Source organism: Roseateles sp., from assembly GCF_965229315.1.
Taxonomy (GTDB): domain Bacteria; phylum Pseudomonadota; class Gammaproteobacteria; order Burkholderiales; family Burkholderiaceae_C; genus Pelomonas.
Window position 1 is genome coordinate 367,847 of sequence record NZ_CBDDJA010000001.1, and the last position, 12,857, is coordinate 380,703.

General features: G+C 69.4%; 15 protein-coding genes. 9 read left to right on the forward strand and 6 right to left on the reverse strand.

Annotation, left to right across the window (positions count from 1 at the left end; translation table 11 throughout):
• Positions 1–68: 68 nt before the first annotated feature.
• Positions 69–830, reverse strand: a complete 762-nt coding sequence (locus ACO07H_RS01735) for an enoyl-CoA hydratase/isomerase family protein (protein ID WP_422010477.1) — start codon at positions 828–830, stop codon at positions 69–71.
• The gene (locus tag ACO07H_RS01740; protein WP_422010479.1) at positions 827–2,398 is read right to left on the reverse strand and encodes a hypothetical protein; all 1,572 of its coding nucleotides are present in this window, start codon (positions 2,396–2,398) and stop codon (positions 827–829) included. Before ACO07H_RS01740 ends, ACO07H_RS01735 begins: the two co-directional genes overlap by 4 nt.
• A gap of 61 nt (positions 2,399–2,459) precedes the next feature.
• On the opposite strand from ACO07H_RS01740, the gene ACO07H_RS01745 reads away from it, so the two are divergent.
• Positions 2,460–4,148 carry an alkaline phosphatase family protein gene (locus ACO07H_RS01745; protein WP_422010481.1) on the forward strand — a complete coding sequence of 563 codons (1,689 nt, stop codon included), beginning with the start codon at positions 2,460–2,462 and terminating at the stop codon, positions 4,146–4,148.
• Here the strand turns inward: ACO07H_RS01745 and ACO07H_RS01750 are convergent.
• Positions 4,138–4,779: a hypothetical protein gene (locus ACO07H_RS01750; RefSeq protein ID WP_422010483.1), complete on the reverse strand. Its 642-nt coding sequence runs from the start codon at positions 4,777–4,779 to the stop codon at positions 4,138–4,140. The two genes, ACO07H_RS01745 and ACO07H_RS01750, sit on opposite strands and share 11 nt — an antisense overlap.
• 66 nt (positions 4,780–4,845) lie before the next feature.
• Positions 4,846–5,643 carry a head GIN domain-containing protein gene (locus tag ACO07H_RS01755; RefSeq protein WP_422010485.1) on the reverse strand — a complete coding sequence of 266 codons (798 nt, stop codon included), beginning with the start codon at positions 5,641–5,643 and terminating at the stop codon, positions 4,846–4,848.
• A 128-nt stretch (positions 5,644–5,771) separates the two neighbouring features.
• Between ACO07H_RS01755 and ACO07H_RS01760 the strand changes: the two genes are divergently transcribed.
• The 6 genes from ACO07H_RS01760 to pssA all read left to right on the forward strand — a co-directional run bounded on the left by ACO07H_RS01760 (position 5,772) and on the right by pssA (position 10,521).
• Positions 5,772–6,647: a neutral zinc metallopeptidase gene (locus tag ACO07H_RS01760; RefSeq protein ID WP_422010487.1), complete on the forward strand. Its 876-nt coding sequence runs from the start codon at positions 5,772–5,774 to the stop codon at positions 6,645–6,647.
• A gap of 175 nt (positions 6,648–6,822) precedes the next feature.
• Positions 6,823–7,527, forward strand: a complete 705-nt coding sequence (locus ACO07H_RS01765) for a hypothetical protein (protein WP_422010489.1) — start codon at positions 6,823–6,825, stop codon at positions 7,525–7,527.
• 68 nt (positions 7,528–7,595) lie between these two features.
• Positions 7,596–7,892, forward strand: a complete 297-nt coding sequence (locus ACO07H_RS01770) for an HPr-rel-A system PqqD family peptide chaperone (RefSeq protein WP_422010491.1) — start codon at positions 7,596–7,598, stop codon at positions 7,890–7,892.
• Entirely contained in the window at positions 7,889–8,800 is a 912-nt protein-coding gene (locus ACO07H_RS01775; RefSeq protein WP_422010493.1) for an HprK-related kinase A, read from the forward strand. Before ACO07H_RS01770 ends, ACO07H_RS01775 begins: the two co-directional genes overlap by 4 nt.
• An 11-nt stretch (positions 8,801–8,811) precedes the next feature.
• Positions 8,812–9,891 (forward strand): nucleotidyltransferase domain-containing protein, encoded by a 1,080-nt coding sequence (locus ACO07H_RS01780; RefSeq protein WP_422010495.1) that lies wholly within the window; start codon positions 8,812–8,814, stop codon positions 9,889–9,891.
• Between the two features lie 12 nt (positions 9,892–9,903).
• Positions 9,904–10,521, forward strand: coding sequence for a CDP-diacylglycerol--serine O-phosphatidyltransferase (pssA, locus tag ACO07H_RS01785; RefSeq protein ID WP_422010497.1), 618 nt, complete (start codon positions 9,904–9,906; stop codon positions 10,519–10,521).
• Here pssA and ACO07H_RS01790 read toward each other — a convergent pair.
• Positions 10,518–10,736 carry a hypothetical protein gene (locus tag ACO07H_RS01790; protein WP_422010499.1) on the reverse strand — a complete coding sequence of 73 codons (219 nt, stop codon included), beginning with the start codon at positions 10,734–10,736 and terminating at the stop codon, positions 10,518–10,520. The two genes, pssA and ACO07H_RS01790, sit on opposite strands and share 4 nt — an antisense overlap.
• Positions 10,737–11,031: 295 nt before the next feature.
• Between ACO07H_RS01790 and ACO07H_RS01795 the strand changes: the two genes are divergently transcribed.
• Entirely contained in the window at positions 11,032–11,208 is a 177-nt protein-coding gene (locus tag ACO07H_RS01795; RefSeq protein ID WP_422010501.1) for a hypothetical protein, read from the forward strand.
• Here the strand turns inward: ACO07H_RS01795 and ACO07H_RS01800 are convergent, their stop codons facing one another.
• Positions 11,209–12,129, reverse strand: a complete 921-nt coding sequence (locus tag ACO07H_RS01800; protein WP_422010503.1) for a LysR family transcriptional regulator ArgP — start codon at positions 12,127–12,129, stop codon at positions 11,209–11,211.
• Between the two features lie 73 nt (positions 12,130–12,202).
• Between ACO07H_RS01800 and ACO07H_RS01805 the strand changes: the two genes are divergently transcribed.
• Positions 12,203–12,841 (forward strand): LysE/ArgO family amino acid transporter, encoded by a 639-nt coding sequence (locus tag ACO07H_RS01805; protein ID WP_422010505.1) that lies wholly within the window; start codon positions 12,203–12,205, stop codon positions 12,839–12,841.
• Positions 12,842–12,857: the final 16 nt, after the last annotated feature.

Consider the following 12,857-nt stretch of genomic DNA (forward strand, 5'->3'; position numbering starts at 1 on the left):
GGTGACGCGTGGGCAGACGCGCGGGCCCCCTATTTTCCACGATGTGCGAAACCAGCGGACTAGGGCTTTCAACACCCTTTGAAAACCGCCGGCCTCTTGCCGGCCCAGGCGGCCTGGCCTTCGGCCAGATCGACCGAATCGCGCGCTTTCAGGATGTCCGCAGCCAGCCTGTCGGCATCCAGCCGGCCGGCGGCCAGCGCGTTCAGGTGCTGCTTCATCGGCAACAGGGCCAGTGGTGCCATGCCCAGCAGTTCGGCCGTCAGCGCGGCCAGCGCAGCATCCAGCGTCTGCACGTCGGGCAGCAACTGGTCCAGGTAGCCGCAATCCAGCAGCGCCGCCGCGTCCAGCGTGCGGCCGGCCAGCAGCACCTGCTTGGCGGTCGCCAGGCCCAGCCGCTCGACGAACCGCCGCAGCCCGCCGGCATAGAAGTGCAGGCCGATGCGCGCGGCCGGCACGAACATCTCGACGGCCGGCGCCCCGAGGCGGAAGTCGCAGGCCAGCGCCAGGTCCGCCGCGCCGCCGTAGACGCCGCCATGCAGCCGCGCCACCGTGATGGGCCGCGCGGCCTCCAGCGCATCGGCCATCTCGCCGAAGCGCGCGCCCGCGTCGATGGCGCCCAGAGCGCCCAGATCGAAGCCGCTGCAGAAGTGCCGGCCTTCGCCGGCCAGCACCAGCACGCGCACCGCCTCCTCGGCGTTCACGTCCTCGATGAGTCGCTGCAGCATGCCCAGGTCTTCGGCGGCGAGGCGGTTGGCCTGTCGCGGCCGGCGCAGCGTGATGCGCGCGACGCGTCCATCGACTTCAAGCAGCGGCGCGTGCCCGCTGCTCACGTGCGCCGCCTCGCGACGCCGCCCTGTAGGGCGTAGCCGTCGCGCAGCCGCGCGGTCATCGCCTGGCGCTCGGCTTCGGCAAGCTGGCGCAGCACCTGGGTCTGAGTCGGGCGCAGACCAGCGTCCTGTTGCAGCACGAGGTCGGCCACCAGGCCCCAGTCCGCCTCCAGGTCGGCCTGCCACATCGCCGCCTCGGGCTGCAGTTCCACCAGCAGCGACCGCAGCGCCTGCGTCGCGCCCTCCGCGGTCACGAGGGCAGCCCGCTCGGGCCAGCGCCCCAGCATCGGCGCGCCGGGCGGCTGCGGCGGCCACAGTGCGCACAACCACTGCGGCGCATGCTGGGCAACATGCATCCCGTCCGGTGCCTGCACCACTTCCGCGCTGGCGCCCGCGATGCAGCGGGCCAGCGCCGTCCAGGCATGCGGCTGCCAATGCGCCAGCAGCCGGGGATCGTGCTCGGTGGGCGGCGCCGGGATATCGATCACAGGCACCTGGGCCAAGGCCGCAGGCGGCGGACTGCCCGGCAGTTCGATGCTCCTGAGAATCTGGCGCAAATCCGTCTCGGCAGAGGGCCGCGGGGTGTGCGGCAGGCCGATGTTCCTGAGCATCTGCTGCAGGTCGGGCGCGGCGGGCGGCGGGGGCACGTGGAAATCAAGCGCCGACATTGCGGCGTCAGCTCGCGGGCACTCGACTTCAGGCTGCGCGACGCCCTCACCGCTCGGGTCAGGCACTTCTTCGGTGACAGCCGAAGCGGCAACGCCAGCCGGCGCCTCGGCCAGGTCAACGGCATCGACAGGCGCTGCTTCGGACATGGTGGGCGTGTTCGAGGGATCGGCCGCCTCTACAAGGGCAGGCACGGTCAGTGCCGGTTCCAGCGACTCGATGTCATGGGCGGGCGGATGAAGAAACGGCGCCGCCACCCCGGCATCCTCGACCAGCGGCTGAACGACCACCGGCGGGGATTCAGCCACCGGTGCCGGCTCCATCACGGCGGGCGCGGGCGACGCGGGCGGTGCTGCCTGCGGGCCCGAGTCCAGCAAGGCAAGCTCCGCCTCGTCCGCCTCGGCACTCGATGCATCAGGTGACGCAAGCCCATCATCAGGCGCTTGCCGTTCTGTCGACACCCCCGGCTGTTGAACGTCGACGACCGGTTCCGGCTCATGGACGACATCCGACGGCAGCGGCACTTCGGGCGCTTCGGGCACCTCGGCGCGCATGACACGGGCCGAAGCGGGCCGAACGTCGACCACGTCGATGTCTTCCACATCCACCATCTCGTAGCCGCGGGCTTTCAGCCGCGTCATCTTGGCGTCGTCCAGCCCGACGGGCCGCGGCACACGCAGCCGCAGGTCCGGCGGTTCGGGCGCGGGTGCACGCCAGCCGTCCAACGCCTGCGTCGGGTCGAAGCCGGCAGGCTCGGCGACCCGCTTGACCAACCCGATCACCGTCCCGGCCGGCTGCGGGTCGGCCACCCGAGGCGAGCGCAGCTGCAAGTCGATGGGCGCAGGCGTCGGCGCGCGCCAGCCGTCCAGCGCTTGGGTGGGGTCGAAGGCGTCGGACTCGGCCATGGCTTTACAAGCGCGACATTGTCAGGGCTTAAGCTTGTCACCCCGCCGTCACAAAAAAGTCATGTTGCACAACCGTCGCCATCTGCTGGGGCTGGCCCTCGCCGCCGCCCTGACCGCCTGCACGACAACGCCGCCCATGCCGGCTGCCGCACCTCAGCGGCCCAAGCTGCTGGTGCTCGTCGTCATCGACGGCCTGCCCATGCGGCAGGTGACCGGCTACCGCGACCAGCTCGCCCCCGACGGCTTTGCCCGCTTCCTGGACCAGGGCCGCTGGTTTGCCGATGCGCACTACGCGCACGGCCACACCGTCACCGCCGCGGGCCACTCGGTCATGCTCAGCGGCGCCTACCCGCAGCGCAGCGGCATCATCAGCAACGAATGGCGCGACCCGGCCAGCGGCGATCCGGTCTACAACACCGGCGACGCGGCCTACGTCTACCTCGACAACCCGACGGCACCGCTGGCCGGCACCAGCCCGCGCAACCTCAAGGTCGAGACGCTGGGCGACGTGCTGCGCACGCGCTCGCCGGCCTCCAAGGTGATCGGCATCTCGGGCAAGGACCGCGGCGCCATCCTGCCGGCGGGCCACAAGGGCACCGCCTACATGTACATGGGCGAGACCGGACAGTTCACATCCAGCACCTACTACATGGCCGCGCTGCCGCAGTGGGTCAAGGACTTCAACGCCGCCAAGCCGGCCGACGCCTTCTTCAAGAAGACCTGGGCGCCGATGCTGCCAGGCTATGACTGCCCCCAGGCCGCTGCGCTCCCGTCCCCCTGCGCCTACGCCCGCTCAGTGCCGGACGGCCAGACCTGGCAGGTCGCCAGCGGCAACGGCAACCGCCTGCCGGCCATCGTCGGCGACAAGATGGACGCGCCCGGCCCGCGCTTCTACGGCAACATCCTGCCGTCGCCGTTCGGCGACGAGTTGACGCTGGCCTTCGCCCGTGCCGCCGTGAAGAACGAGCAGCTCGGCCAGCGCGACGTGCAGGACATCCTGTCCGTCAGCCTGTCCAGCCACGACTACATCAACCATGCCTTCGGCCCCGAATCGCGCCTGTCGCACGACCACCTGCTGCACCTGGACCGCTATCTCCAGGGCTTCTTCCAGTTCCTGGACAAGGAAGTGGGCGCCGGCAACTACGTGCTCGCGCTGACGGCCGATCACGGCTTCACCGACACGCCGGAGTGGGCCGCCACGCAGGGCCGCGACGCCGGCCGCTTCACCTCGGCGCCATCGCTGGCCGCCGTGAACGGCGCGCTGGCTGCGAAGTTCGGCGTCGACAAGCTCGCGCGCGCCTTCTCCGCGGCCGGCCTGCTGCTGAACGACAAGCTGGCTGCCGAACGCGGCCTGAACTTCGCCGACGTGCAGGCCGCCGCGCGCGAGGAACTGCTGAAGCTGCCCGGCGTGGCCGAGGTCTTCACGCGCGAGCAACTGCTGGGCAACGACACGACGACGCCCTACCTGGAAGCCATGCGCAAGTCCTTCGACCCGACGCGCGCCGCCCAGCTGCAGATCGTGCTCAAGCCCCACTGGATCCAGAGCTACCGGGCGGGCGGCAGCTCCCACGGCAGCCCCTACCGCTACGACACCCATGTGCCGCTGCTGTTCTGGGGGCCTGGCTACGTGGGCCAGGGCGAGATGAAGGCCCGTGTCGAGATCGCCGACCTGGCGCCGACGCTGGCGGCCATTGCCGGCCTGCCCGCGCCCGCGCAGGCGCAGGGCCACGACCTCCAGCTCAAACCCTAGCCAGCAGCACGGGGGCCGATTCACCCCAGACGGCCTCGGTCAGCTCGACCGCGCCCAGCCGCCGGCCCAGGGCCACGGCCTGGGCCGGGCCGGTGGACGGCAGCATGACGAGCAGGCGACCGTCCTGCAGCCGCATGCAGCCGTCCTCGCCGCGGATGCGGGCCAGCACGGCCGCCGGGTCCGCTCCGACGGCCAGCGTCGCCACGGACAACGGCCACGCGCGCGGGTCGGCCAGCAAGGCCTGCAACAGCTCAAGCCCGGCCTGTGGCGGCAGCAGCCGGCCGGTCAGCGGGCGCGGCCGGGCCAGCGCGCTGATGTCCACGCCCGTGACGGCCAGGCCGCCGTCCGGCGTGCGCTGCTCCACCCACCAGAGCCGCCGGCCGTCGCGCCAGGCCTGCTCGTAGCTGCGCTGGCCGATGCGGCTGCGCCGTTCGGGCAGGTCGACCGGCCCGACGCCGGCCTGCTGCGCCGCTGCCACCATGCCGGCCCAGTCAGGCGCATCACCCGCGCCCAGACCCCAGGCGAGGCGATAGGCGGCGTTGGCCTGCTGCAGGCGGTCGCCGGCGTCGAAAAGGGCCAGCAGCAGCGGGCCGTCGGCCAGCGTCTGCCACCAGAGATCGTTTGCGTTCACAGGTGCGGATTCTGGCGCTTCCCGCGCGCTTCACTGCACACCGCATGCGTCTCGCCCGCCCTGCCGCTAGCGGCGGTGGATCTCTCCCGAGCCGCTGACGCTCTGACGCACTTGCGGCCGGCCCCCATAGCTCAGGTCACCGGACCCACTGAGCTCCGCATCCAGCTGCTCGACCACGCCCAGCGACACATCGCCCGAGCCGTTGATGCCAACCTTGGCCGTGCGGCCTGCCAGCGAGCGGGCGTCCACGTCGCCCGAGCCGCTGATGCGCCAGGTCTGCTGTTCGGCCCGGCCTGCCATGCGCACGTCGCCCGAGCCGCTGATGCTGACGCCCAGGTCCTTCACCTCGACGAGGCCGAACTGCACGTCGCCGGAGCCTGAGACGTCCAGCTTCAGGCCATCGGCCTTGAAACGCTCGGCCTCCAGGTCGCCCGAGCCGCTCACCGAGACGGCCTGCAGCGCGCGTGCCTCGACGCGCACCACCGGCGAGCGCCTCGTCGTGAACCCGGCGTCGGGTTTCATGCGGATCACCAGACTGTCGCCCTCGATGACCGTCTCGACCAGCGGTTCGACGTTGTCGTCGGCGACGACCGTGGCCTGGTCGCTGCCCGCCTGGACCAGCTTCACATCGAAAGGGCCGTCGATGCGCAGCCGGGTGAAGGCGCCCAAGGCGCGCACCTTCTCGACCTTGACCCCCGAGCCGCGGACGCGGTTCCTGCCGCTGCCGTAGTCCATGGGGCCGTTGAAGGTCGCCGACCAGCCGTCCGCCTCCTTCTTGATGCGCAAGCGCCAGTCGTTGTCGCCGGCCAAGGCGCCGCCGGCCGCAAAGGCGGCCGCAAGGGTCAAGAGGACGAGGCGTTTCATTCAAGGTCTCCCGGTTCTGCAACGCGGCGCAGTGTGGCGAGCCGCCTGCGCTAGCGCGCGCGCCGGGCGACGAACTGCGCTTTGGCCGCGATGGGCCGTAGGATGGGCCGACCAGCAGGAGAGTCGTCATGAAGTGGGAAGGCCAGCGAGAGAGCGACAACGTGGAGGACGTGCGCGGCAGCAGCGGCGGTGGCGCAGGCCTGCCCATCGGCGGGCGAGGCGTCGGCCTGGGCGGCATCGTCATCGCGCTGCTGGCGTCCTGGGCGTTCGGCATCAACCCGCTGACCGTGCTGGGCCTGCTGGACGGCAGCGGCGCCGGCGCGCCCGTGCAGGCGCCGGCACCCGCCCAGACCCACCCCCAGGACGCAGCCGCCCGCTTCGTCAGTGTCGTGCTGGCCGACACGGAGGACGTCTGGGGCGCCTACTTCAAGCGCTCGGGGGAGCAGTACCCCGCACCCAAGCTCGTCATTTTCCGCGGCCGCTACCCTACGGCCTGCGGCACCGGGGAGGCAGCCATGGGCCCCTTTTACTGCCCGGGCGACCGCAAGGTGTACATCGACCTGGGCTTCTACGACACGCTGCGTGACCGGCTCGGCGCGCCGGGCGACTTCGCCCAGGCCTACGTGATCGCCCATGAAGTGGGACACCACCTGCAGAACCTGATGGGGACGACGGAGAAGCTGGACCGCAGCCGCGGCCGCGTATCGGCGCGAGAGGCCAATGCGATGAGTGTGCGGCTGGAGCTGCAAGCCGATTGCTACGCCGGCGTCTGGGCCAATTTGTCGCAGCGCAGCAAAGGTTGGCTGGAGCAGGGCGACGTCGAGGAAGCGCTCAACGCCGCCGCACAGATCGGCGACGACACCTTGCAAAAGCGTTCGCAGGGCAGCGTCGTGCCGGAGAGTTTCACCCATGGCAGCAGCGCTCAGCGCGTGCGCTGGTTCAAGCGCGGCGCGGACGCCGGCGACCTCAAGGCGTGTGACACCTTCTCGTCAGCCGCCCTCTGACCCCCCAGTTTTCGCCCACCCACTCGGGGGGGAAACGGGCGCCCCCATTCGGGCTTTGTGTGAAACACTTCCATTCAATTCACCGAGCCCTCCAGTAGCATCGGTGCGCTCTGCAACCCAGAGCAAGTTGCCCCGAGTTGGTGCAACACCTAGAAGTTTCACGAGGCCCACTGCCATGAGCGACCGCCAGATCAACGACCCGCAGCCGACGCGGCAAGCGCCGGCCTGCGTCGACGCGTCCGCCAGCGAACTCGCCTCCGCGCGCCGCCGCCGCTTCATCAAGGCGGGCGCAGGCGTCATTCCGGTGGCGTTGACCCTGAGCAGCAAGCCGGTGCTGGCCACGACCGCGGGCAAATGCTTTTCCGCGTCGGCATGGGGCTCCGTTCAGGCGCTGATCAACACGACCGCGAGCACCTACACACGCAAGGCGAACAGCGCACCCACGGTCACCTGCTACACCAAGAGCGAATGGTGTGGGTACACGGGCACCAAGTCGACCTGCAACGGCTGGCAGGCCAATTCCATCAGCTGCTCCAGCCTGAACCTGACCACCGTCAAGGCTTACACCGTGGGCAAAGCCTGCGGCAACACCGCCACCAGCACGGCAGGCATGTCTCCCAGCCTGTCCTGCTGGACGGTGCTCACCAGCAGCAGCTACTCCTCGCCCCAGAAGGCCGTGTTGATTGCCTGGTTGAACTACCGCATCAGCGGCACGACCAACACGGATGTCTGCGTGATCGACACGTTCTCGTCCAACCAGCTTGTCACATTGAGCGCGGTGGTCGCGAACAACGGCGGCAAAGGCCCCGACGGCAAGACCTGGACCCCCACCGACGTCCAGACTTACCTGCACAACAATTTCATTGGCCGCCTGACTTGAGCCCCATGCCCCGGCCGGTCGGAACGCAGCGGCGTCAAGCCCGGACCTGACGGGCCGCCTGCGCGCAGATGCAAGAGTCCCTGTGGATGATCGGCCGACCGGCCGACATCACGTGGCGCGACTGGGACGGGCTGGGCGCCGTCTACGATGACGGCTCTGGCGACACCCATCTGGTCGACGTGCTGGCGATCGAAATCCTGGATTTGCTGGCGCGGCAACCGCGCTCTGTCGTGCAGTTGGTCGAGCAACTGGCGGATGCCATCCCCGATCTCATGGACAGGGAAACCGCATTCGCGTTGCTAGAGCGCCACGTGCGGTCGCTGAAGGACTTTGGACTGGTGGACCAAGTCCTGGCGCCGGCATGAAAGTCCGTGACCTGGCCTTGGGCGATGTGCGCCGGCGGCTGATCCGCGGCGACCTGGTCTTGAAAGCTCCGCCATTTGTGGCCCGGCTGCGCTCCGATGTCGAACGCGTGGCCGAAGACCTGCGGCTCCTTTACGCGGACTTCGACCTCGGCGCAACGGACGACTTCTGCGACTTTCACCTGGAAGTGCTGCGCGAAGGCGGGCTGCGCCGCTGGGTCAAGCCGATGGCGCGCTTCTATGCGGACGGCGAAGCGGCATTCAGCCAACTGCCGGCGGAGCAGGGCTTTCACATGGTCGAGTGGGGCTTGAATTGGGCCGTCAGCACGATGGCCCACCCCTATCTGTCCTACCACGCCGCGGCGCTGGAGAAGGACGGGCGGGCGCTGGTCATGCCGGCGCCTCCCGGATCGGGCAAGAGCACGCTGAGTGCTGCGCTGGCTCATCGAGGCTGGCGGCTGATGTCCGACGAGATCACCCTCTATGACTTGGTGAACCGGCAGGTGGCCGGCATGGGGCGCCCGGTCAATCTGAAGAACGTGTCCATCGACCTGATCCGGCGCTTCGCCCCGCAGGCTGAGCTCACACGCCCGGTGCCGGACACGACCAAGGGAACGCTCGCGCTGATGAAGGCCCCCGGTGACAGCGTCGCACGTGTCCGGGAGCCCGCCCGACCGGCCTGGATCGTGATGCCACGCTACGCCGCCGGTGCATCGCCGACACTGACGGACATGCCCAAGGCCCGCATGCTGCTGCTGCTGGCAGAGCAGGCCTTCAACTACGACATCCACGGTCGAGCCGGTTTCGAGGCCACCGCCGATCTGGTCGACACCTGCACCTGCCTGGAATTCGAGTATTCGGATTTGCACGAGGCGGTGCTGAGCATCGATCGCCTGGTGGCCCAAACGTGATGCCCCGTCACGTGCCCCTGCTGCTGCAAGTGCTGCGCGACCCCGCTGTGGCGATGGATCTACGCCCGCTGGAATGGGACCTGCTGCTGCGACAGGCGCGACGCGGCGTGTTGCTGGCCAAGCTGGCCGTCCTGCTGGAGCCGTGGCTAGACAGCATCCCGCCCGGCCCGAGGCACCACCTCCACGCCGCCCTGCTCACCGCAGCGCGTCAGTCCAAGCTCGCCCATTGGGAAGTGGACCGCATCCGGGCGGCGCTGCAGCCCCTGGGGGTCGAACCCATCCTGCTCAAGGGTACCGCGTACCTGATGGCGGGCCTGCCGGCCAGCCAGGGGCGCGTGTTCGGCGATGTGGACATCCTCGTTCCCAAGGCCCGGATCGCCGAGATCGAAGCCTCGCTGCTCGCCCATGGCTGGAATTTCCAGGAGGAACTGGACGCCTACGACGAGCGCTACTACCGCGAGTGGATGCACGAGATCCCGCCGTTGACCCATGAGGACCGTGGCAGCAGCCTCGACGTGCATCACACCATCCTGCCGCCATCGGCCCGCATCCAGGTCAATACCGCGGCGCTTTTCGAGGACACGCGCGAATTGCCGACACAGCGAGGCGTCCGGGTGCTGGCCCCGGTCACCATGGTGCTGCACAGCGCCGCCCACCTGTTCCACGAAGGCGAGCTTGAAAAAGGGCTGCGAGACCTGTTTGACCTGGACGCACTGCTGCGTGATTTCGGCAACGATCCGGCGTTCTGGGCCGCGCTCGTGCCGCGCGCCGGCGTGCTGGGCCTGACCCGGCCGCTTTTCTATGCCTTGCACTACGCCACGCGCTGGCTCGACACCCCCGTGCCCGCGGACGTCATGCGCGCCGCATCCGCAAATGCGCCGGCCTGGCCATCGCTGATGGATGCCTGCTATGACCGGGCGCTGATGCCCGATCATCCCAGCTGCGACCGTGCGTTCACCCACAGCGCCCGCATGGCGCTGTATGTGCGCTCCCACTGGCTGCGCATGCCGTTCGGACTGCTGGCGCAGCACCTCGGCCGCAAGGCCTGGATGCGATGCCAACCTACACCTGAGGCGACCGGGCAGGCCTGAAAATCGGTTCGCATGGACCGACCCAAGCCGTTCTCGATGATCCGCGAGTTCCACCTCGCCGACTGGTTCACGCTGGGCAACGCCTGTGCCGGCATGGGCGCGCTGTTCGCGGTGATGACCTTCCTGCAGAGCGGCGACCTGCGTCACCTGCAATACGCCTGCGCCCTGATCCCGCTGGCGCTGGCCTTCGACGTGCTGGATGGGCGCATCGCACGCTGGCGGCGCAAGAGCTCGGCGCTGGGTCGTGAGTTGGACTCGCTGGCCGACATCATTTCCTTCGGCGTCGCGCCGGCCGCCATCGCCTATGGCTGCGGCATGCAGGGTCTCTTTGACCGCGTCGTGCTGGTGTTCTTCGTCGCCTGCGGCGTCAGCCGGCTCGCGCGCTACAACGTCACCGCCGAAAAGCTCAGCGCGGGCTCGGACAAGGTGGCCCATTTCGAGGGCACGCCCATCCCGACATCCATGGTGCTCGTCGCGGTGTTGTGGGTGGCGGCGGCCCAGGGCGCCGTGGGCGACACGCTGTGGGGCGGCGTCTGGTGGATCGCGGGGTTCAGGCTGCACCCGCTGGTGCTGCTGTTCGTGCTGTCGGGCTCGCTGATGGTGAGCCGGATCCGGATTCCCAAACTTTAGGCGGTACGTCGCGACAGCCAGCTCAGTGGCGAATCCTGCGGCGAACGGCCAGACTGGCTTTCGAGCACATCGCTGGCCGGCTGGCTGCGGTACTCGCTGACGCTGCCGTCCAGGCAGGCGTCCAGCCCGAAGGCCGTGCCCAGGTCGGCCGGATCGGGTTCGTTGCGCACGGCGGTGTCACGGCGGAAAAAACGCAGCGCTGGGACGAATCGCATGGCAGACCTCTCTGGCTAGGCTGACGCGACAACCACATCAGTGCGCAGCCAGTGTGCGGGATTCATGTGACAGTCGAACCCTTCAAGTGTGAGTAAATATTGCCTCAGCAGGCATTACCACACGGGCGCAACACCTGCTTTCCCCAGTGTCGGAGAGGTCTCCAGGGGCGCTGCCCCCGATTCGAGGGGGCGTTGCGTGTTTGCAATTTATTGCCCCTCCCCCCTAGGGTTGACGCTAGGGTTCGGCCCGACACGCTTAAGCTGCGCCACCTTACCCGCCCCCCCGGCCCCCCCAATGACTTTCGAACTGTTGAAGTGGATCGCCAGCGGCATGATCGCCCTGGTGCTCACCAGCACGCTGTGGATGGCCCACACCGTGCGTCCCGCTCATGAAGGGCCGGCGGTGCTGATGGCCCAGGTCGCGCCCGTGGCAGCGGCCGCGGCATCGGCGCCCGTCACCACCGCGCGCTGATCAGCCGCCCAGTGCGCGCTGCGCCCCCTGCGCCAACGCCTGGCCGATCTGGTCCAGCAGCGCGCCGCGGCCCTGCAGCTGCCATTGGTGCCAATACAGCGCCACCTCGACGCCAATGTCGGGCCTGAGCACGACGAGTTGGCCGGCGTCGACCCGCGGCCGCACCTGGATCTCCGGCGCAACGCCGACGCCCCAGCCCATGGCGACCGCCCGCACATAAGCCTCGCTGGAAGGCACGAAGCGCTCACGCAGCCGCGGTGATCGCACGCCGAAGGCCTGCGACACCCACTGGACCTGGGTGTCGTCCTTGCGGTTGAAGACGAGAAAGGGCGTGTCGGCGAAATTGCCCGCATGCAGGCCCTGGATGGGGTCGCCCTGCAGGTGCTCGACCATGAAAACGGGGCTGGCGACCGCCACGTAGCGCATGACGCCCAACGGGTGCACGCGGCAGCCCTGCAGCGCCTCGGCGACCGTCGACACACAGCCCAGCACCGCGCCCTGGCGCAGGCTGTCGTGCGTGAAGTCCTGGTCGTCGACGACCAGCTCCAGCCCGTAGCCCTCGCGCAGGCCTTGTTGCACGACGCCGTCCAGCGCCGGCAGCACCCAGGTCGCCAGGCTGTCGGCATTGACGGCAATGGCCAGTCGCGACTGCGGCGCGACACGCTCGCCGAGCTCCCGCGCGACGTCCACCCGAAGCGCCTGCAACTGGCGTGCAAAGCGCAGCAACACCTTGCCCGCCTCCGTCAGGCGCAGTGGCCGCGAGCGCACGACCAACGGCTGACCGACCTGCGCCTCCAGCGCCCGCAGCCGCTGCGACACGGCGCTCTGCGTGATCGCCAGCCGCTGCGCGGCTCGCTCGAAGCCCTGCTCGTCGGCCAGAGCGGCGAGACAGTCCAGCGCGGCGGGATCGAACTCGTTCATAAGACTCGCTAATGTAGGGCGAATAATATGAATGACGCTTCTTCATTCACGGGCGGCTGCCGAGAATCCGCCGATGCCCGCTGCCGATCTGGCCCACCCTGCCGCGCCCGCCGTTTTTGCGCAGGGCTGGGCCATGGGCGCCGGCCTCATCCTGGCCATCGGCGCACAGAACGCACTCGTGCTGCGCCAGGGCCTCAGGCGTGAACACGTGCCCGCGGTCGTCGCCTTCTGCACGGTGTCCGACTGGCTGCTGATCCTGTTGGGCGTGTTCGGCCTCGGTGCGTTGATCCAGCACCAGCCCGGGCTGCTGGAGGTGTTCCGCTTCGGCGGCGCCGCCTTCCTGCTGGGCTACGCCGCAATGGCCGCCAAGCGTGCCTGGCACCCCACCGGGGCACTCGATGGTGCCGGCATCCCCGCCAGCCTGGGCGCGACGCTGTCGGCCGCCTTCGCCTTCACCTACCTGAACCCACACGTCTACCTCGACACCGTCGTGCTGCTGGGCGGCCTGGGCGCGCGCCACCCGGCCGACCTGCGCGCCGCGTTCGCGGCCGGCGCGGGTCTTGCATCGGCGATGTGGTTCAGCCTGCTGGGCTTCGGCGCCGCGGCGGCAGCGCCGAAGCTGCAAAGCCCCCGCACCTGGCGGATCATCGATGCGCTCGTCGCGGCGCTGATGGCCGGCCTGGGTCTGCAACTCCTCCTCCAACCGCTCTAACCACCCCAAGGAACCG

Coding starts and splice junctions, on each gene's coding strand:
- ACO07H_RS01770 (WP_422010491.1), top strand. CDS start 7,596: ATGCAAGAGTCCCTGTGGATGATCGGCCGACCGGCCGACATCACGTGG.
- ACO07H_RS01775 (WP_422010493.1), top strand. CDS start 7,889: ATGAAAGTCCGTGACCTGGCCTTGGGCGATGTGCGCCGGCGGCTGATC.
- ACO07H_RS01800 (WP_422010503.1), bottom strand. CDS start 12,129: ATGAACGAGTTCGATCCCGCCGCGCTGGACTGTCTCGCCGCTCTGGCC.
- ACO07H_RS01760 (WP_422010487.1), top strand. CDS start 5,772: ATGAAGTGGGAAGGCCAGCGAGAGAGCGACAACGTGGAGGACGTGCGC.
- ACO07H_RS01765 (WP_422010489.1), top strand. CDS start 6,823: ATGAGCGACCGCCAGATCAACGACCCGCAGCCGACGCGGCAAGCGCCG.
- ACO07H_RS01790 (WP_422010499.1), bottom strand. CDS start 10,736: ATGCGATTCGTCCCAGCGCTGCGTTTTTTCCGCCGTGACACCGCCGTG.
- ACO07H_RS01740 (WP_422010479.1), bottom strand. CDS start 2,398: ATGGCCGAGTCCGACGCCTTCGACCCCACCCAAGCGCTGGACGGCTGG.
- ACO07H_RS01795 (WP_422010501.1), top strand. CDS start 11,032: ATGACTTTCGAACTGTTGAAGTGGATCGCCAGCGGCATGATCGCCCTG.
- ACO07H_RS01755 (WP_422010485.1), bottom strand. CDS start 5,643: ATGAAACGCCTCGTCCTCTTGACCCTTGCGGCCGCCTTTGCGGCCGGC.
- ACO07H_RS01805 (WP_422010505.1), top strand. CDS start 12,203: ATGCCCGCTGCCGATCTGGCCCACCCTGCCGCGCCCGCCGTTTTTGCG.
- pssA (WP_422010497.1), top strand. CDS start 9,904: ATGGACCGACCCAAGCCGTTCTCGATGATCCGCGAGTTCCACCTCGCC.
- ACO07H_RS01745 (WP_422010481.1), top strand. CDS start 2,460: ATGTTGCACAACCGTCGCCATCTGCTGGGGCTGGCCCTCGCCGCCGCC.